Genomic DNA, 17,832 nt, shown 5'->3' with positions numbered 1-17,832 from the left:
CGGCTAACGCCAAGGCCAGGTAGTTAAGGCTTTTGCGCTGCTGGCAAGAGCGCAGAGGATGGCGGTCCGGCACGGTGGATACCCGGCCCGATCTTGCAGATGAGCTGGCCGTCGGCCCAGCGCGACAGCTGCCGATAAATGGTGTTCTTGGTGACATCGCCGAGGTGGTGGGCGATGTCGCAGGCCCTCCAGGGGCGGTTGGGGTCTTGATGGAGGAAGGCCAGGACCCGTTGTTGTCTGCGGCGGTCGGCCGCGGGCATGGGTCGCTCGTCTCGGGAGGCGGCGGGCAGGGTGGATGGGGGTGGCAGGAGGGTGATGTCGAGGCTGGTGATGGTGCGGCTGCGGTCGGGAACACGGCGTCCGATGGTTGCGACCAGGCCGGTGGCGTTGCCGGGGTCGTCGACGGGGCGAATCACCAGGTCGCGGGCGGCGTGCAGGGCGATGGAGAAGCCGCAGCGGTCGGGGTCGCAACCGGCCGAGCACCTGCGCTCCGGTGGCGCTGACTTGGGTGAGGAAGGCGTTGCCGTCGAAACCTTTGTCCCATAACACGAGCATGTCGGGCGTCAGCAGGTGCAGCAGGCGCCGGGCATAGCCGCTCTCGCCTTCGCTGGTGGGACCGAAGATCGCGCCGATCAGGGCTCGGGTTCCGGTCTCGACGAGTGTCATCAGTTCCAGCTGGGGGTAGCCGCCGTGGCCGGGGCTGCCCGCCCCGAACCGTGCTCCGGGCGTCGTGGGCTGGGCCAGCGGTCCGCTCAGCACCTCGAACAGGCGCCGCATCGGTGCGCCGCCCACTCTGCGGCGCAGGTCACGCAGGGCTTTGGCGGTGTGCGTCACGACCGGCAGGTCGGTCAGCGAGGCGATCAGCTTCTGCCAGACCAGCAGGTAACCGACCTCGGGGAACAGGCACATCGCCAGCAGGAAGTAGACCCGACGCGGGAGGGCAGAGCGCGCAGGCGACGCGCACGTTGCGCGTCTCCTCAAGGATCGCATCGATGAGCTCGAACGGCACGAGCGCGGTCAGCTCACCCAAGCGTCCAGGAGCGAACAATCTCTCGGCTGCCGAGCGGGGGCGAAGAGTCCGTCTCGACAGCGCGGGAAACAACAGAGCCGGCTTACTCGGCAAGCAACGGAGATCCAGTTCTTCGACGGCTGATTGTGGAAGATCACCCGTTCTACTGGATCTCCGTCCTCACGTCCCGAGAACTCACGCGCTTGACGGCACTACGAAAACCTTAACTACCTGGCCTGGGGGAACGCCCCCTCCTGCTTCACCCCACCGCTACGACAGCCGGGCGACGGTGGTCTTCCACCCCCATTCGGACAAACAGCGCTTTCCATGGCGCACTGACACGTTTCTTACCGGCACCCCTCCACCGGCGAGGTCACCACGAGGGCCGCGATCAGGACGGCCTCCCCCGCGTTGCCCAGGATCGGCACCGCCACGGCCGCTCCCGCGCTCACCAGCAGCACGGCCGCGCCCGCGGCGAGCCAGGGCGTCCGCCTGCGCGCCCACAGCGTCGCCCCGGCGGCCAGCAGGGCCACCGTCGTGACCAGCGCCGCGATCGGCGGGCCCGACGGGTCGGCGGAGACGAGCCGCAGGGTGCCCGCCCACCATCGGGGCTCCAGCCGCAGGTCCGCGAGGGCCACGACGTCGAAAACGATCAGCGCCCCGGCCAGGACCCAGGCCGGGACGAGGAGCCCGCGCCGGGCGAGAACGGCCGCGTGCACGATGAGCAGCGGGGTCAGGACGGCGTGCGCGGCGAACCGGCCGAGGCTGAGCGCGTCCAGGGCCGGGCCCTCGCCGATCAGCGCCCCGGCTCCGACGACCGCCGAGTCGTAGGCGACGCCCACCGCGACCACGAACGGGATCCACCTCCCCGATCGCTCGAGCGCGGAGAGGCCGCCTGATCGCACCGGCGCCGCGAGCGGGGTCCGCCGGGCCGATCGTGCCAGCAGCGCGGCCGTCACGGCCTGGATCAGGGCGAGCATGCCGTACAGGGCGGGCATCACGGCGTCCTCCTCGGCAGGCCGGGGTCTTTGGCATTTGCCTGAATCCTGCCGCCCGATGTTGCCATAGGGGAACCGGCGTTTCCAATATGCGGATGACAGACTCCCCGCGTGAAAGCTGGTGAAGCGTCATGCGCTCCTGGCCGATCAGGATCTGCGCGACCCTCCTGACCTCCCTGCTGGCCTCCCTGCTGTTCCTCACCTCCGCCCCCGCCGGGGCCGCCGTCGATCTGTCCGTGCCCGGCTCGTACGCCGTCGGCTACGCCGACGTCAGCGTCTCCGCCTCGGGCCGCTCGTTCGGCGCGCGGGTCTACTACCCGGCCACCTCGGCGGGCAGCGGCACGGCCGTCGCCGCCGGACGGTTCCCCGCCGTGTCCTTCGGCCACGGGTTCTTCCAGAGCATCAGCAAGTACGCCTCGCTCGGCCGCCACTGGGCCTCGTGGGGCAGCATCACGATCATGCCCACCTCGCAGGGCGGCCTGTTCCCCAGCCACAGCGCCTTCGCCGACGACCTGAACGCCGCACTCACCTGGATCGTCGCGCAGGACACCACGACCGGCTCGCGGTTCCACGCCCACGTCCGCGCCGACCGGCTGGGCCTGTCAGGCCACTCCATGGGCGGCGGCGCCTCCGTGCTGGCCGCCGCGCGCAACGCCTCGGCGCGGACGGTGACGAACCTCGCCGCCGCCGAGACCAACCCGTCGGCCGTCGCCGCCGCCGCGACCACGACCGTCCCGATGCAGCTCGTCGCCGGGACGAACGACAGCGTGGCGGGGCCGTCCGGGCACCAGATCCCCATCTACAACGCCAAGCTCGCGCCCAAGCAGCTCCGCACGATCGTCGGCGGCTTCCACTGCGGGTTCACCGACTCCGGCGGGCTCGGCTGCGACAGCGGCTCGATCAGCCGGGCCACCCAGCAGGCGATCACCCGCCGCGTGACCACCGCCTGGCTGCTGTACTACCTGCACGACGACGCCACCCACTACGACGCGGTCTGGGGCACGTCCGCCCGCAACGACCCCGCCGTGCGGTTCCTCGGCGTGCAGTGACCGCACGCCCGCCCGTTCAGCCCGGATCCCCAGGCCGGCGCGGGGCGGGCGGGTGCAGGGCGGGCGGGTGCGCGGCCGGCGCGTGCAGGACCGGTGGCCACACGCCTGGCACGAACAGCCCCAGGACGAACGCGCGCCCCGCGAGCGCCGACCGGCTGTCGGCCCCCAGCTTCGCCCGCAACCGCGCCAGGTGGTAGTCCACCGCCTGGCGCGTCAGATACAGCCGCCGCGCGATCTGCGCGTTCGAGGCCCCGACCGCGACCAGCCGCAACACCTCCCCCTGCACCTGCCCCAGCACCGGCGCCCGCACCTGTCCCTGCACCTGCCCCGGCTCCGGTCCGTACAGGGGCGTGGGGCAGGAGATCTCGTCCAGGACGGCCACCGCCCGCCACGGCAGGCCGTCCGCGCGATGCTCCACGGAGGCGCTGACGCGGGCGCGGATCACGGTGCCGTTCCGGCGGACCAGCCGCAACCGCGTCTGGTAGGTGTCCAGCCGTCCGAGGGCGAGCATCCGCCAGTAGGGCCGCTGCGCCTCGATCTCGCCGGGCGCGAGCAGCTCCTCCGCCAGGACGTGGTCCAGTTCCTCGGCCGTGCGGGCCACCACCGAGCAGAACGCCGGGTTGCTCTCCCTGATCCGGCCGAGCCCGTCCACGGCCGCGATGGGGATGCGGGCACGTTCGAAGTACACCTGATACCGGCCCTTCATGACCGCACCTTAGATCGCCGCGCCCGCGCGGTCCATGCGCGCGGGTGCGGCGGGCAGGTGCGGCGGGCAGGTGCGGCGGGCGGGTCCGCTCAGGCCACCAGGTGCTGCTCGTCCAGCTCCGTCAGCGTCACGGTGCACAGCCCTCCCCGCTCGGCCTTGACGTCCGTCACCTGGAGCTGCGTGCCGGGCGCGAGGATGAACTCCTCCTCGCCGGTGAACGCGGAGAACCGGCGGATCCCCACGGCCCGCCTGGGCCGCACCTCGAACAGCGTCCGCATCAAGCCGCCGGTCACGGGCGGCCGGTGAGCAGCCGCCGGGCCTCCGCCCGGTGCCCGGCGAGCTCGGCGAGCGCCTCGCCCGAGGCCCGCGCGATGGCCGCCCGCCTGCCGCTGCCACCGCGCAACGCCCGGGCGGTCGCCTTGAGCAGCCCCGGCAGGGCGAGGGTCTCGCGCGGGTCGCGGATACGGGAGTACACGTCGAGCACCCGCCGCACCCCGTCCGGCCCCTCGGTGAGCGCGCGCAGCAGCTCGAACTGCACGTGCGCCAGCCCGTCCCCCCGCCCGAGCAGGTTCGTCCAGTGGTAGGTGTGCACGCACTGCGCGTCGCGCGTGCGCTCCCACGCCAGGGTGGCGCGGTCGAGCGCGACGGGGTCGTCCAGGACGCCGGCGACGCTCTCCCCCAGCAGCCGCCCGAACCGGACGGCGTCGCGGATGCCCTGCGCCGTGACGGGGTCCTTGAAGTGCCCCGCGTCGCCGGCCAGCGCCCAGCCGGGCCCGGCGGAGCGGCGGAAGTACGACGGGTGCTCGGCGGAGCTGACGATGCGGGTCTGCCGGGCGCAGCCGCCGAGCCGCTCCGCCAGGCCGGGGACGAGGCCGACGGTCCGGTCGAACTCGGGTTCCAGGTTGCCGCGGAAGTCGGCGGCCCGTTCGACCGGCGGCATCAGCAGCACCAGCGTCAGCCCGTCGTCGCAGGGGAAGGCGTTGCCGAGTTCGCGGCCGGTCAGCCACATCGCGGCGGTGGAGCGCCATTCGGGGTGCGGGTCGTCGTAGTAGGCGTAGTAGCAGGCCCGCCCGTTGGCGTGGGCGATGCGCGGGTGTTCGGCGCCGGCGAGGCGGGCGACGGTGGAGCGGCGGCCGTCGGCGCCGACGACGAGCGAGGCGCGGATCTCGTACTCGCGGCCGTCGTGTCCCGGCGCGCTCTGGTCGCGGACGCGCACGCCGGCGGCGCGGCCGTTCTCCCAGATGAGCGCGGTGACGCGGTGTCCCTGCCTGATCTCGGCGCCGGCTTCGCAGGCGGTTTCGACGAGTGCCTGGTCGAGGGGCGCGCGCCGGACGCAGAGGCCGTAGTCGATGCCGTCCACGGGGTTGTAGGCGCCGTCGGCCGCGTGTCCCGGGCCGCCGATGAAGGCGCGGGACAGGCGCGGGGCGCCGATCTTGGCGACGCGTTCGAGCGCGCCGACGCGGGCCAGCTCGGCGACGCCGCCGGCGAACAGCAGGTGGGTGGAGACGGTGGTGGCGGGGAAGCGCACCGGGTCCACCGCGATCACCCGGCGTCCCGCCCTGGCGAGGGTGGCGGCCGTGGCCGCGCCCGCGCACCGTGCTCCGGCGATGACGACGTCGGCCTGCTCCGCCATCGGACCTCCTCGCCCGCATCAACCGACGAGAGTGTCGGTTAAGCAGGACGGTAAGCGCCCGGCGGTCCCGAGTCAACGGGTAGGGTGCACGGCATGGCCAGCAAGGAGCTGAAGAAGCGCATGCCGGGCTCGGCCCGCCGGGCCCGCATCGTCGAGGCGGCTCTGGAGGTCTTCGCCGCCCGGGGGTACCACGCGACGGCCATGGAGGAGATCGCGGCCGCCGCCGGGGTGACGCGGTCGGTGCTCTACGACCACTTCCGCTCCAAGCGGGTGCTGCTGATCACCGTGCTTCAGGAGCAGAACGCCCTGCTGGTGGAGCACGTCGGCGCCAGGATCACCGGCTCGGGCTCGCCCGGCAGGCGGCTGCGCGCCACGCTGAACGCCTACTTCAGCTTCGCCGAGGGCAACCCGGCCGCGCGCCGCCTGCTGTTCGACCACACCGACGAGGACGACCCCGAGATCAAGGCCGTGCGCTGGGGCATCAGGGAGACCCGCACGCGCTCGGTGGCCGTGATGCTCGGCCGCGACCTGCGCCGGCTCGGCCTCGACCCGGAGAGCGAGGCCGCCCAGGCGGTGGTCGAGCTGCTGATCTCGGGCACCGACGGCCTGGCGCAGTGGTGGGCCAGGCATCCTTCGGTGTCGCGCGACGACCTGGTCGACTCCGCGATGCTGGTGCTGTGGAACGGGCTGTCCCGGCTCCCCGACTCTGAGTGATCCTCACCTTCACTGTTGACAGAAGTGAGCCACGCGTTCATCGTTCGCCTAACTGAACCAACAGCAGTGTCGGTTAGGCGGGAGGTTCCGTCGTGGACCAGTCGGAGCAGTCGTCAGAGAATCGGAACGGAATCGGACGCCGGAGCTTTGTCACGGGCGCGCTGGCGACCGCCGCCGCCGGCGCGGCGGGCGGCCCGCTGTGGGGCACCGGGCCCGCCCACGCGGCGCCGTCGCTGGTGAGCGCGGCGGGCAGGAACGTGGCCGTCTTCGGCGCCGGCATGGGCGGCCTGAGCGCCGCCCACGAGCTGGCGGAACGCGGGTTCCAGGTCACCGTCTACGAACGCAGGACCCTGGGCGGCAAGTCACGCAGCATCCCCGTGCCGGGGACGGGCACCGGAGGCAGGCAGGACCTGCCCGGCGAGCACGGCTTCCGGTTCTTCCCCGGCTTCTACCAGAACCTGCCGCACACCATGAGCCGCATCCCGTTCGGCAGCGGCACCGTGCGCGACAACCTCGTCCCGGCGAGCCTGGAGGTGATCGCGTACAAGGGCAAGGAGTTACGCATCCCCATCCCCGGCGACATCGGCGGCGCCCTCACCCCCGACGCGATCAGGGACTACCTGAACGCCGCCCTGGTGGCGGTCTCCACGGTGCCGCTGTCGCAGATCCAGTTCTTCGTCTCCAAGCTCGTCGCGTTCATCACCAGCGGCCCGCGCCGGCGGCTCGGCCAGTGGGAGAACATGGGCTTCGCCGACTTCGTCAAGGCGAGCCTCATGTCGCCGGAGTACCGCGAGCTGCTGGTGCACATGTTCACGGCGTCGCTGGTCGCGGCCCAGCCCGACAAGGCCAACACGCGCACCATGGGGCTGATGTTCGAGGCGCTGATCTACAGCGGGCTCGGCCTCGGCCCGTACGGACCTCCCGACCAGGTGCTCAACGGCCCCTCCAGCGACGTCTGGCTCACCCCCTGGATCAACCACCTCACCGGCATGGGCGTGCAGTTCAAGGTCGGCTGGACCGCCACCGGGTTCGACTACTCGGGCGGCCGGATCACCGGCGTGCGGGTGACCGACCCGACCGGGGCCGCCGGCACCGTCACCGCCGACCACTACGTGGCCGCCCTCCCCGTCGAACGGCTCCAGCCCCTGCTGACGACCGCCATGAAAGCGGCGGACCCCGCCCTGGCCAGGCTCGACCGGCTGGAGACCGACTGGATGAACGGGGTGATGATCTACCTCAAGGAGCCCCGCCCGATCGCCAACGGCCACCTCATCTACGCGGCCACGCCGTGGGCGCTCACCTCGATCAGCCAGGCGCAGTTCTGGCGCGGCGACTTCGCCGCCAAGTACGGCGACGGCACGGTCACCGACTGCCTGTCGCTCGACCTGTCCGACTGGAACACCCCCGGCATCCTGTTCGGCAAGACCGCCAAGCAGTGCACCCGCCCGCAGATCGTGCAGGAGGTGCTGGCCCAGGTCCGCTCGGCCCTGCCCGGCGGCGCCGCACTGCTGCCCGACTCGATCGTGTCGTCGTGGTTCGTGGACCCGGCGATCACCGGCGAGGGCACCCCGGCCGTCGCGAACGAGGAGCCGCTGCTCATCAACACGGCCGGGTCGTGGGCCGACCGGCCCGCCGCGACGACCCGCATCCCCAACCTCTTCCTCGCCGCCGACTACGTCCGCAACAGCATCAACCTGGCCACGATGGAGGGTGGCAACGAGGCCGGCCGCATGGCGGCCAACGCCATCCTGGACGCCTCAGGCTCGTCCGCCGCCAAGGCCCGGCTCTTCGAGCTGTACGTGCCGAACGAGTTCAGGCTGCTGCACGACACCGACGACGCCCGCTACCTGCTGGGCCTGCCGAACAAGTTCGACGTGTTCAGCCCGTACTGGCCTGGCCGGTGACCCCACCGCCCCCGCTCGGGGACGGGGGCGGCGCCAGGAAGGCCGAGCGGGCGGGCGGCGAGCAGGTCGGCGTGCGCCTGCCGCAGCTCGCGGTTCGGCTCCACGCCCAGCTCGCGGGTGATGACGGCGCGGATCCGCCCGTACCAGCGCAGCGCCTCCGCCTGACGCCCGCACCGGTCGAGCGCGACCAGCAGGCGCAGGCACAGGGACTCGCGCAGCGGGTGGCGGGTGACCTGCTCGGCCAGCTCCGCCACCGCGTCGACCGCGTGGCCGGCCAGGATGTCCAGCTCCGCCCGGCGTTCCAGGGCCGTGAGGTAACGCTCGGTCAGGCGGGGCGCCTGGATCTCCGCCAGCCAGCGGGACGTCACAGCCTCGAACGGACGGCCCCGCCACAGCGCCATGGCCTCCTGGAGCAGCGGGCGTTCGGCGGGCGAGCCGCGCTCGCCGGACGCGCGGCCGAGTATCCGCTCGAAGCGCAGCGCGTCCACGTCGCCGGGGTCGGCGCGGAGCGTCAGGCCCTCCTGGCGGGTACCGATCCACTCGCGGCCGAGCGCGTCGCGCAGGCGGGCGGCGTAGATCTGAAGGCTGCGGCGGCTGTTGCGGGGCTGCTCGTCCGACCACACCGCTTCGGCCAGCCGCTCCATCGACACGTTTTCCGAGGCCGACATGGCGAGCACGGCCAGCAGCGTCCTGAGCCTGCCGGTGGTCAGCGGCACCGGCCGCCCGTCCACGGCGACCTCCAGCATGCCGAGCACCCCGACCTGCAGCCCCGGCGCGAACCGCCCGCGCGGGCCCATCACCGCGCCACCGGCCCGCCCGGGCAAGCCGAGCCATCCGGGCGAGCCGCGCCGCCAGGACGGGCCGGGCCGTCAGGACAGGCGGCGCCATCAGAACGCGCCACGCCCTCGGGACGCGCCACGCCCTCGGGACGAGCGGCGCCCTCGGGACCAGCGGCGCCCTCGGGACCAGCGGCGCCCTCGGGACCAGCGGCGCCCTCGGGACCAGCGGCGCCATCAGGACGAGCGGCGCCATCAGGAGGGGCGACGCCGTCAGGGCGGGCCGGATCGTCTGGGCGGGCCGGGCCGTCGGGGCGGGCCGGGCCGTCGGGGCGGGCCGGGCCGTCGGGGCGGGCCGGGCCGTCGGGGCGGGCCGGGCCGTCGGGGCGGGCTGTGGCGAGCACCGCTGCCGTTCCCGCCAGGACGAGCGCCGCCAGCACCCCGGCGACCGCCAGCGTCAGCCCGTCCGGGCGGAGCAGTGGCTGGCCGCGCAGCGCCTGCCAGAGCGTCAGCCCGGTGAAGGCGGCGTACCCGGCGGCGGCCACCAGGACGAGCCGCGTCCTGACCCGCTCCCCGCTCAGCAGCCGCACCCGCCCCGCCAGCGCCGCCAGCAGCACCGCCAGCAGCGGCAGCGCCTGGAGCGCGTGGATGCCGACGAAGTGCGCGATCCGCAGGTCGCCCCCGGTGGTGCTCCACCCGGTGACCGGCATGATCGGCCCCCCGTCCGCCACGCCGACGCTGTGCCTGCCGATGATCCCGCCGAAGCCGCCGTCCCGCATCGCGGCCCGCTGCCCGTCGGTCGGCCTGGTCATCAGGAACGCCATCCCGATGCCGAACAGCGAGATGGCGGCGCCAGTACGCACCGCCCAGGTGAGCGGCCCGCCGCCGACCCGCCGCCTGATCAGGAAGAGGGCGACGGCGATGTTGGCGAGCCAGAGCACGGTGATGGAGGTGCCCATGACGCCCCACAGGACGCCGTCCAGCGGGGTGGCCACGTTGAAGTGGCTCTGGCGGCCTCTGATCACCTGGGTGACGATGATCGCGTACTCGATCGCCAGGGCCGCCGCGATGACGGTGGCCGGCCACCGGACGAGCCGTCGGCGCGGCAGGCAGGACACCAGCCACGACCAGGTCACCGCGTACAGCACGATCGACACCGCGAACTTGAACGGCTTGCCCCAGATCGGCGCGCCGACCAGCACGCGGCCGTCGAGCGCGAGACCGGCGAGCGAGATCGCGACGAACGGCGCGGCGACGGCCGCGACCATCAGCAGCGGCCGGTGCCAGCCCTCCGGGCCTGGCCATGCGCTCCGCTCGCGCATCGTGATCACCTCCTGTTCCTGTACGGCGCGCGCCGGGACGTCCGGTGCGCGGGCATGCCAGCAGCATCGGCGCCCGGCGCGGGGAGCCGGCCGGAACGGCGGTCGGCTCGTCCGTTCCGCTGGGGATCCTGTCCGTGCGACTCGGTTCGCCTTCGGGAGAGCCTTCGGGGATCTTGTCCGTACGGCGCGGTTCGCCCCGCGAGGAGCCTTACCGTGGAGCCATGGTGGTGACGCCGCTGATCGTCATGGTCGCCTACGACGGCATCGAGCTCGTCGACGTCGCGTCGGTGACGTCCGGGTTCGACTACGCGAACCGGCTGGGTGCGAGCCCGGCGTACGAGGTGCGGCTGGTGACCCCGCTGGGCCGGCCGGTGCGCTGCGACTCGGGGCTGGAGCTGCGCGGGCAGGGCCGCATCGACGAGGTGGACGGCCCGATCGACACGCTGGTCGTCTCGGGCGGGCAGGGGCACGAGACCGCCGCGGCCAACCCCCGGCTGGTCGGCCAGGTCATGCGGCTGGCCGGGCTGTCGCGGCGGGTGGCGTCGGTGTGCACCGGCGCGACCGTGCTGGCCGCCGCCGGGCTGCTCGACAACCGCCGGGCCACCACGCACTGGTACGAGGCCGCCCGCCTCGCCGCCAGTTTCCCGAAGGTGCATGTGGACCCGTCTCCGATCTTCGTCAGGGACGGTGAGGTCTCGACCTCGGGCGGGGTCACGGCGTCCCTGGACCTCACGCTGTCGTTCATCGAGGAGGACCACGGGCCGGAGATCGCCCGGCGGGTGGCCATGGGCATGGTCACGTACCTGCAGCGGCCGGGCGGGCAGACGCAGCTCAGCCTGTTCACCAACCTGCCGCGCTCGGACCAGGCGCTGGTGCGGCGGGTCATCGACCACGTGATCCTGCATCTGGACGGCGATCTCGGCGTGGCCCGGCTGGCCGCGTTCGCCGGGGTGAGCGAGCGGCACCTGAACCGGCTGTTCGCCGAGCACGTGGGCAAGAGCCCGTCCAGGCTGGTCCGCGACATGCGCCTGGAGGTGGCCTCGCTCCTGCTGTCCAGGACGGCTGAGCCGCTGGCGGCCATCGCGCGGCGCTGCGGCTTCACCTCGACCGAGACGTTCCGTCAGGCGTTCGTGGCGTGGGCGGGGGTTCCGCCGTCGAAGTTCCGCGCCGCCGGGCGTTGAGCAACTTGCGTTGACTAATTCCGAATTAGTCAACTACGGTTGCTCATACCGTCCCATGCCCAGGAGGAACGATGTCCCATGCCCAGCTCCAGCACGCGCTCGACCGGGCAGTCGCCGACGGCGGCGGCCCCGGCGTCCTCGCCGAGCTGGAGATCGACGGCGCGCCGGTGTGGCGCGGCACGGCGGGGGTAGCCGACCTGACGTCCCGCCGCGCGCGCCGCCTCGACGAGCACTTCCGCATCGGCAGCTTCACCAAGGCGTTCGCCGGCACGGTGGTCCTGCTGGTGGCGGCCGAGGGCGGCCTCGGCCTGGACGACACGGTCGCGCGGTGGCTGCCCGGCGTCGTGGAGGAGAACCTCGGCGGCGACAGCACGAGGATCACGATCAGGCAGTTGCTCAACCACACCAGCGGCCTGCCCGACGCCTTCCCCGGCCAGGCCCCGCCCGCCCCCGAGGAGCCCGGCAAGCGCTTCATCTACTCCAAGGTCAACTACACGCTGGCGGGAATGATCGTGGAGCAGGCGACGGGCGTCCCCATCGCCGGGGAGATCGAGCGCCGCGTCGCCCGGCCGCTCGGCCTGGCGGGCACGTACCTGCCGGGCGCTGACAACACGCTGCGCGAGCCGCACGCCCGGCACTACTCCAAGGCCGACGAGTCCGGCCGGCCCGCCGAGGTCCACGACGTGACGGGCGCGGACCTGAGCTGGGCTGGCGCCGCGGGCGGCATGGTCTCGACGGCCGCCGACCTGCGCCGCTTCCTCGGCGAGCTGCTGCGGGGCCGCCTCCTGCCGCCCGAGCAGCAGGCGGAGATGTTCACCACCGTCCCGACGGACGGCGCCGGCTGGGTGCCGGACACCGCCTACGGGCTCGGCGTCTACTGCCAGCGGCTGCCGTGCGGGGTCACGCTGTGGGGCGGCGGCGGTTACATCCAGGGCTCCATGACGTACGCGATGGGCGACCGCGACGGCGGCCGGATCCTGGTCAGCAACCTCAACGGCGACTGGAACGACTTCCTGGCCACCTTCACCGACCTCTACGGGACGCAGTTCGGCGGCTCCGGGGCGCGGGGCCCCGGAGCCGCCGACCCTAGTTGATCACGAAGGTCGAGCCCGGTTCCCTGACGATGTCGCCGGTGGCCGAGTTCGTGATGGTGACACCGGTCAGCGTCGCGCTGCCGCGGGCGCTGCCCTGGGCCAGGATGCCGGCGCCGTTGTTCGACTTGTCGATGCGCACGTTCGTGATGGCGACGTTCGGCATGTTGCCGCCGCCGCCCTTGAACTGGATGCCGTCGTAGGTCGAGTCGTGGATCTCGGTGTCGCGGATGGTGACGCCGGTGATGTCCCGGTTCTGGGCGAAGAGCGTGATGGCGCCGAACTTCTGCGCCTCGCCCCAGAAGACGCCGCCGCACCGGTACAGCGCGTTGCCGGCGATCAGCGTCTGCCCGGAGAACGGCAGCGGGTTGTGGTCGGTGGCGAGCATGATGCCCGGGTAGTTCATGGTGTCGTAGATCAGGTTGTTCTCGATCCTGTTGTTGTAACCGCCGTAGACGGCGATGCCGTTGGCCCGCCATGGGAGCTGCACGGTGTTGTTGAGGAACTGGTTGTCGTGGGCGATGTCCACCGACGGGTCCTTGACGTACGGGTTCGCCCAGACGGCCAGCGAGTCGTCACCCGTCGTGCGGAAGGAGGAGTTGAAGACGCGCGAGTTGCGGGTGCCGTTGCTGAAGTTGATGCCGTCGGCGTAGGTGTTGCGGACGCGCATGCCGCTGAACTGCAGGCCGTCGGCCGGCCCCCACAGCTCGGGGATGTTGTCGTAGTCGCGGCCGACCCAGACGCCCACGTTGGCGTGCTCGATCCAGACGTTCGAGATCTTCGTGTTCTGGCCGAACCGCCCGTTCAGCCCGACCCCGCCCTCCGCGCCGCCGGGGCCGCCGCGGATCCGGCCGGAGCCGAAGATGGCCAGGTCGGAGATCTGCACGTTGTCGTCGATGTCGAAGCCGAAGTTGCCCTCGTGCGGGTGGTTGATGCCGCCCGTCGCCAGGTGTGGCTCGGTCAGGGTGTAGAGCTGGGAGTGCCACATGCCCGCTCCGCGGATCGTGACGTCGCTGATGCCGACCTGGTTGTACGGGCCGCGGTTCAGCGGGTCGTCGGTGAGGATCTTCTTCTCCTGCCGCCACTGGCCCGGCGGGATCCACACGCAGTCGATGACGCCGTTCTGGTCGTCGGTGACGGCCCGCTGGATGGCGGCGGTGTCGTCGTTGCCGTCGCCGGGCACGGCGCCGTACTCGGTGATCGAGGTGCACGCGGCCGGCTTGGCCGCCGCGGGCGCGACGTCCTCCAGGTCGATCAGGTCGATGATGTAGAAGGCGGCACTGTCGCCGGCGTCCCGCTGGAGCCGGAACTTCGTGCCCGCCGGGTACGAGCGCGTCAGCAGCGCGTGCGACTCGTCGAACAGCCGCCTGGCGTCGGCCTGCGGCGTGTTGGTCAGCGCCTCCGGATCGTCGCTGGTGCCGTACAGCCAGCTGTGCCTGGAGGACAGGGTGAGTTTGCGGGCGAACGCGCCGTCGATGTAGAGGCTGATCGTGGCGTCGATGCCGCCGCCGCCCGGCGCGTCCGGGATCGAGTTGCGCACCACGATCGAGTTGGCGGGGCTGGTGGAGGTGAACTCGACGTACTGGCCGGTGCCGTCGAGGCGCACCGACTTCCTGCCGGACGACTCGGTGGCGAAGTTCGTGTGCCCGAACGTGCGCAGCGGGTCCGCCTGGAGCAGGGTGCCCTGGTAGGCGGCGGACTCGGCCTCGTACTCGACGTACGGCACCGAGGCGCCGCGGCCGACGGTGATCGCCTGCGAGAGCGTGTTGTTGCTCTCGTCGGTTTCGGTGACGACGCCGGTCGCGTCGGCGGTGGCGACGATGGTGGCGCCGCCGCTGGTGGCGGTCCAGCCGCCGCTGACGGCCACGTTCGCCGTCGCGCCCGCGGCGATCGGCGCGGTGTCGGTGTTGAGCGTGGTGCCGCCCACCGCGACCCGGGTGACGGTGGTCGCGCCGGTGGTGGCGGTCCCGCGGTTCCTGACGGCCACGGTGAACGTGACGCGCGCGCCGGCGGCGGGGTTCGGCGGGGTGGCGCTGATGCTCAGCACCTGGAGGTCGGGGCCGGGGGCTTCGGCGACGACCAGCGAGGTGGGCGCGGTGTAGGTGTTGTTGCCCTCGTTCTGCTCGGCGACCTCGCCGCCGGCGTCGGCCTTGGCGGAGACCTCGTACGTACCGGCCCGCCTGGTCCCGATGTTCGTGGACACGGTGGTGGAGGCGCCGGCGGCCAGCGCGCCCACGGCGGCGGTGCCGGCCTGGGCGGCGCCCGTGAGGAAGGCGACCGAGGAGGCGGCGGAGGGGGCGTTGCCCGCGTTCCGCACCGTGGCCGACATCGTGATCGCGCTCGTCGCGGTGGGCGAGGCGGGCGTCCAGGTGAGGCCGGTGACGACGAGGTCGGGGTTGGGCGCGGGGGTGCCGAAGACCTGGAACTCGGCGACCTGGCCGCTGGGCGCGCCGGAGTTGGCGGTGAACTGCAGCCGCACGTCGGCGGCCTTGCCGGTGACCGGGACGGTCACGCTGTTGCCGGTGGCGGGGTCGAAGGTGTGGGTGGCCTGGGCCGCCAGCGTGGTGAAGGCCGTGGCCGACTGCGCGCGGCCGAGCACCTGGAAGGTCTGGGTGCGGCGGCCCCAGACCGGATCCGGGTTGAGCTTGACGGTGACGGCGGTCAGGTCGGCGTCGGCGCCGAGCTGCGCGGTGAGGGTGGCCGGGTAGGCGCCGCCCTCCCAGTAGGTGGCCACGTTGTCGTCGTTGGCGTTGGCGGCCACGTAGGTGTGGGTGTGGCCCGACTCGGTCATCGTCTTGCCGAGGGCCAGGTTGGCGCCGGGGCCGCCGGGGTTGTCCGGAGCGCTTCCCCACACCTCGACCTCGGAGAGCTGACCGGCGGGCCAGCCCGAGTTGGCGGTGACGTGCACGCGAACGTAGCGGGCGGTGGCGGCGGGGAAGGTGATGGTGGCGGCCGGACTGATGGAGTGGGCGGCCGAGGCGGACAGGGTGGTGAAGCCGGAGCCGTTCGTGCTGCCCTGCACGCTCAGCGTCTCGGTGCGGCTCGGCCAGCCGGCGGGCAGCTTGAGCACCACCTTGCTGACGCTCGCGCTCGCGCCCAGATCGACCTGGACCCACTGCGGGAAGGCGTTGTTGGCCGACTCCCAGTAGGTGGCCTGGTTGCCGTCCGTGACGTTGGCAGGGCGGTAGACGTCGTTGAAGCTGCTGGCGGTCGCGGTCTTGCCGGCGGCGAGGTTGGTGTCGGCGGCGGCGTGCGCGAGGGGTGCGGCGAGGAATCCGATGACTAACGTAAGGGCGGCTAACAGAACTCTCATGGGGGTGGCCCTCCGGGTAAGGCGGATGGCCGAACCATAAGATGCCGAGCAGATAGCCGCAATATTTCGACGAGATTGCGCAAAGAAATAACTTCGCCAGCCCGGCATGTGATGGATCTTCGCGCTGGTGACGCCCGGGAGCTGGGCGAACAACAGGTCATGGCGGAGCGCAAACGCCTACGTCGGACTAACGCAAGTTTTGCGCTCCGCAAGCGGCCGGCTTGCGGCCCTGGAGCTACAGCCCCACGAGCGCGATGATCACCGAGGTCAGCGCGATAGGCCCCATCACGGCCACCGTCACCACGGTCGCGCTGTGGCCGGGCAGCAGCCGGTTCAGGACCCCGGAGGCGGCCCTGCGCACCGCTCCCGCACCCGGCAGCACGAACAGGCCGAGCGTGAAGAATCCGGCGGCCAGCGACTCGGCGTGGCTGGTGCTCAGACGTCCGGCCAGGTGCAGCAGGCCCGCCGCCGCGATGCCGAAGGCCAGCGACAGCAGCAGGTGCCCCATCGCCACCAGCGCGGCCCTGGTCAGCTCCGGCCGCTCCTCGGCGAAGTAGTGGTCACCGGCGCGCAGCGCCAGCGAGAGCGCGGCCACCACCAGGCCCACGACGACCGGCATGACGACGGTCAGCGCCATCAGCGTCACGAGCGCCAGCACCCCGACGAAGCCGCTGCTCTTGACGAAGCGCCGCAGCTCGAACGGCTCGGCGGGACGCGGCGGCGCGATCGGCCGCCGCTCCCGCGGCTGGCCGGCGTGCACGGTCGGCGCGGGCTGCGGCGAGCCGCCGCGGGCGTACTCGACCGGCGGGAGCAGGTCGGAGACGGTGTTCATGATCGCCGTACGGCCGCCGCGCGCCGGCTGCGGCCCGCGGCCCGCCTGGTCGAGCGCGCCCGCCATCCGCAGCAGCTCCCCCGCGCCGGGCCGGGCCGACGGATCGACCTGCAGCGCCCGGCTCAGCCAGTCGCGCAGCCAGACCGGCGCCTTGTCGATCTGTGAGCGCCCCTCCATGGTGTTGAAGCAGACCGCCTCGAACGTTCCCGTGCCGAACGGCGGCAGCCCGGTGGCGGCGAAGAACACCGTGGAGGCCAGCGCGTGCACGTCGGCCGCCTGGGTGATCTGCGCGCCGCGGATGATCTCCGGCGCCAGGTAGCCCGGCGTGCCGACGAACATCCCGCTCTGCGTCAGCCTGGCCGCGTCCACCAGGTGCGCGATGCCGAAGTCGATGACCAGCGGCCGGCCGTTCACCATCATGACGTTGGACGGCTTGAGGTCGCGGTGGATCACGCCGGCGGCGTGGATGTCGACCAGCGCCTGGCACAGCCCCTGCGCGAGCCTGATGACCTCGTGCGGCGGCAGCGGTCCCTCGGTCAGGACGGTGTCCTCCAGCGTGCGGCCGGGCGCGAACCTGGTCACCACGTACGGCCGGGGGCCGGACAGCTCGGCGTCGAGCACCTCGGCGACGTAGGAGCTGCGCACCCGGCGCATGGTCTCCACCTCGCGGAAGAGCCGATCGCGCGCCTTGAGGTCGGCCGCGACGTGCGGATGCAGCACCTTGATCGCGACTTCCCTGCCCGCGCCGTCGAGACCGAGGTGGGCGACCCCCATGCCGCCCTCGCCGATCTTCCTGACCATCCGGTAAGGGCCGAGATGCTCGTACGTCTGCATGCTCATTCCCGACGTCATCCTCCGCTTTCCCCCGTATGCACTGGGACATTCTCCCGCAGTGCTCCCCCAAGATGCACAGTAAGCGAAGATCTGTCCGGGTGCGGCGCCCTTCGTCTTTCGCGGGCGCCGCACCAGGGGGTGAGCGTCAGATCTCCTCGACGCTGCTCGGCTCGCGCCGGGACAGGTCGATGCCGAGTTCCTCGGCCGCGCGGAAGACGTCCTCGTCGGTGTCGCGCATCTCGATGGACATGCCGTCGCTGGAGAGCACCTCGACGTTGAGGCACAGCGACTGCATCTCCTTGATGAGCACCTTGAAGGACTCGGGGATGCCCGGCTCGGGGATGTTCTCGCCCTTGACGATGGCCTCGTAGACCTTGACCCGGCCGATGACGTCGTCGGACTTGATGGTGAGCAGCTCCTGCAGCGCGTACGCGGCCCCGTACGCCTCCATGGCCCAGACCTCCATCTCG

General features: G+C 72.3%; 15 protein-coding genes. 5 read left to right on the top strand and 10 right to left on the bottom strand.

Annotation, left to right across the window (positions count from 1 at the left end; translation table 11 throughout):
- Positions 1–3: 3 nt before the first annotated feature.
- Positions 4–990, bottom strand: a complete 987-nt coding sequence (locus tag FXF51_RS63995; RefSeq protein WP_148442565.1) for a transposase domain-containing protein — start codon at positions 988–990, stop codon at positions 4–6.
- A 366-nt stretch (positions 991–1,356) separates the two neighbouring features.
- Complete coding sequence (locus FXF51_RS53540) at positions 1,357–2,010, bottom strand: hypothetical protein (RefSeq protein WP_148442564.1); 654 nt, start codon at positions 2,008–2,010, stop codon at positions 1,357–1,359.
- A gap of 128 nt (positions 2,011–2,138) precedes the next feature.
- Between FXF51_RS53540 and FXF51_RS53535 the strand changes: the two genes are divergently transcribed.
- Positions 2,139–3,056: an alpha/beta hydrolase family protein gene (locus tag FXF51_RS53535; RefSeq protein WP_148442563.1), complete on the top strand. Its 918-nt coding sequence runs from the start codon at positions 2,139–2,141 to the stop codon at positions 3,054–3,056.
- A gap of 16 nt (positions 3,057–3,072) precedes the next feature.
- Here FXF51_RS53535 and FXF51_RS53530 read toward each other — a convergent pair whose 3' ends face one another.
- From FXF51_RS53530 to FXF51_RS53520, 3 genes are all read right to left on the bottom strand, one after another.
- Positions 3,073–3,762 carry a helix-turn-helix transcriptional regulator gene (locus tag FXF51_RS53530; protein ID WP_148442562.1) on the bottom strand — a complete coding sequence of 230 codons (690 nt, stop codon included), beginning with the start codon at positions 3,760–3,762 and terminating at the stop codon, positions 3,073–3,075.
- 89 nt (positions 3,763–3,851) lie between these two features.
- Positions 3,852–4,055, bottom strand: coding sequence for an ADP-ribosyltransferase domain-containing protein (locus tag FXF51_RS53525; RefSeq protein ID WP_222871878.1), 204 nt, complete (start codon positions 4,053–4,055; stop codon positions 3,852–3,854).
- Positions 4,052–5,395, bottom strand: a complete 1,344-nt coding sequence (locus FXF51_RS53520) for an NAD(P)/FAD-dependent oxidoreductase (protein ID WP_148442561.1) — start codon at positions 5,393–5,395, stop codon at positions 4,052–4,054. Before FXF51_RS53520 ends, FXF51_RS53525 begins: the two co-directional genes overlap by 4 nt.
- A 93-nt stretch (positions 5,396–5,488) precedes the next feature.
- Here FXF51_RS53520 and FXF51_RS53515 point away from each other — a divergent pair, with 93 nt between their 5' ends.
- Entirely contained in the window at positions 5,489–6,109 is a 621-nt protein-coding gene (locus FXF51_RS53515; protein ID WP_262380485.1) for a TetR/AcrR family transcriptional regulator, read from the top strand.
- A gap of 92 nt (positions 6,110–6,201) precedes the next feature.
- Entirely contained in the window at positions 6,202–8,013 is a 1,812-nt protein-coding gene (locus tag FXF51_RS53510) for an FAD-dependent oxidoreductase (RefSeq protein WP_148442560.1), read from the top strand.
- Here FXF51_RS53510 and FXF51_RS53505 read toward each other — a convergent pair.
- Together FXF51_RS53505 and FXF51_RS61455 are read right to left on the bottom strand one after the other, a co-directional pair.
- The gene (locus FXF51_RS53505) at positions 7,953–8,810 is read right to left on the bottom strand and encodes a BTAD domain-containing putative transcriptional regulator (RefSeq protein WP_262380493.1); all 858 of its coding nucleotides are present in this window, start codon (positions 8,808–8,810) and stop codon (positions 7,953–7,955) included. The two genes, FXF51_RS53510 and FXF51_RS53505, sit on opposite strands and share 61 nt — an antisense overlap.
- Positions 8,810–10,111, bottom strand: coding sequence for a hypothetical protein (locus FXF51_RS61455; protein WP_187415065.1), 1,302 nt, complete (start codon positions 10,109–10,111; stop codon positions 8,810–8,812). Before FXF51_RS61455 ends, FXF51_RS53505 begins: the two co-directional genes overlap by 1 nt.
- 221 nt (positions 10,112–10,332) lie before the next feature.
- Between FXF51_RS61455 and FXF51_RS53500 the strand changes: the two genes are divergently transcribed.
- Both FXF51_RS53500 and FXF51_RS53495 read left to right on the top strand, forming a co-directional pair.
- Positions 10,333–11,292 carry a GlxA family transcriptional regulator gene (locus FXF51_RS53500; protein ID WP_187415064.1) on the top strand — a complete coding sequence of 320 codons (960 nt, stop codon included), beginning with the start codon at positions 10,333–10,335 and terminating at the stop codon, positions 11,290–11,292.
- A gap of 71 nt (positions 11,293–11,363) precedes the next feature.
- Positions 11,364–12,386: a serine hydrolase domain-containing protein gene (locus FXF51_RS53495; protein WP_148442558.1), complete on the top strand. Its 1,023-nt coding sequence runs from the start codon at positions 11,364–11,366 to the stop codon at positions 12,384–12,386.
- Here FXF51_RS53495 and FXF51_RS53490 read toward each other — a convergent pair.
- The 3 genes from FXF51_RS53490 to FXF51_RS53480 form a co-directional block, all read right to left on the bottom strand.
- The gene (locus FXF51_RS53490; RefSeq protein ID WP_148442557.1) at positions 12,379–15,696 is read right to left on the bottom strand and encodes a CARDB domain-containing protein; all 3,318 of its coding nucleotides are present in this window, start codon (positions 15,694–15,696) and stop codon (positions 12,379–12,381) included. The two genes, FXF51_RS53495 and FXF51_RS53490, sit on opposite strands and share 8 nt — an antisense overlap.
- A 235-nt stretch (positions 15,697–15,931) precedes the next feature.
- A complete protein-coding gene (locus FXF51_RS53485) occupies positions 15,932–17,368 on the bottom strand; it encodes a serine/threonine-protein kinase (protein WP_148442556.1) in 1,437 nt (478 codons plus the stop codon).
- Between the two features lie 139 nt (positions 17,369–17,507).
- The coding region (locus FXF51_RS53480; protein WP_187415063.1) for a hypothetical protein at positions 17,508–17,832 on the bottom strand (325 nt) is incomplete at its 5' end.

The organism is Nonomuraea sp. PA05 (assembly GCF_008086045.1).
Classification (GTDB): Bacteria; Actinomycetota; Actinomycetes; order Streptosporangiales; family Streptosporangiaceae; genus Nonomuraea; species Nonomuraea monospora.
This window is presented reverse-complemented; position numbering and strand designations above follow the sequence as displayed.

Coding starts and splice junctions, on each gene's coding strand:
- FXF51_RS53530 (WP_148442562.1), bottom strand. CDS start 3,762: ATGAAGGGCCGGTATCAGGTGTACTTCGAACGTGCCCGCATCCCCATC.
- FXF51_RS53485 (WP_148442556.1), bottom strand. CDS start 17,368: ATGAGCATGCAGACGTACGAGCATCTCGGCCCTTACCGGATGGTCAGG.
- FXF51_RS53495 (WP_148442558.1), top strand. CDS start 11,364: ATGTCCCATGCCCAGCTCCAGCACGCGCTCGACCGGGCAGTCGCCGAC.
- FXF51_RS53505 (WP_262380493.1), bottom strand. CDS start 8,810: ATGGGCCCGCGCGGGCGGTTCGCGCCGGGGCTGCAGGTCGGGGTGCTC.
- FXF51_RS63995 (WP_148442565.1), bottom strand. CDS start 990: ATGCGATCCTTGAGGAGACGCGCAACGTGCGCGTCGCCTGCGCGCTCT.
- FXF51_RS53515 (WP_262380485.1), top strand. CDS start 5,489: ATGGCCAGCAAGGAGCTGAAGAAGCGCATGCCGGGCTCGGCCCGCCGG.
- FXF51_RS53535 (WP_148442563.1), top strand. CDS start 2,139: ATGCGCTCCTGGCCGATCAGGATCTGCGCGACCCTCCTGACCTCCCTG.
- FXF51_RS53520 (WP_148442561.1), bottom strand. CDS start 5,395: ATGGCGGAGCAGGCCGACGTCGTCATCGCCGGAGCACGGTGCGCGGGC.
- FXF51_RS53490 (WP_148442557.1), bottom strand. CDS start 15,696: ATGAGAGTTCTGTTAGCCGCCCTTACGTTAGTCATCGGATTCCTCGCC.
- FXF51_RS61455 (WP_187415065.1), bottom strand. CDS start 10,111: ATGCGCGAGCGGAGCGCATGGCCAGGCCCGGAGGGCTGGCACCGGCCG.
- FXF51_RS53500 (WP_187415064.1), top strand. CDS start 10,333: ATGGTGGTGACGCCGCTGATCGTCATGGTCGCCTACGACGGCATCGAG.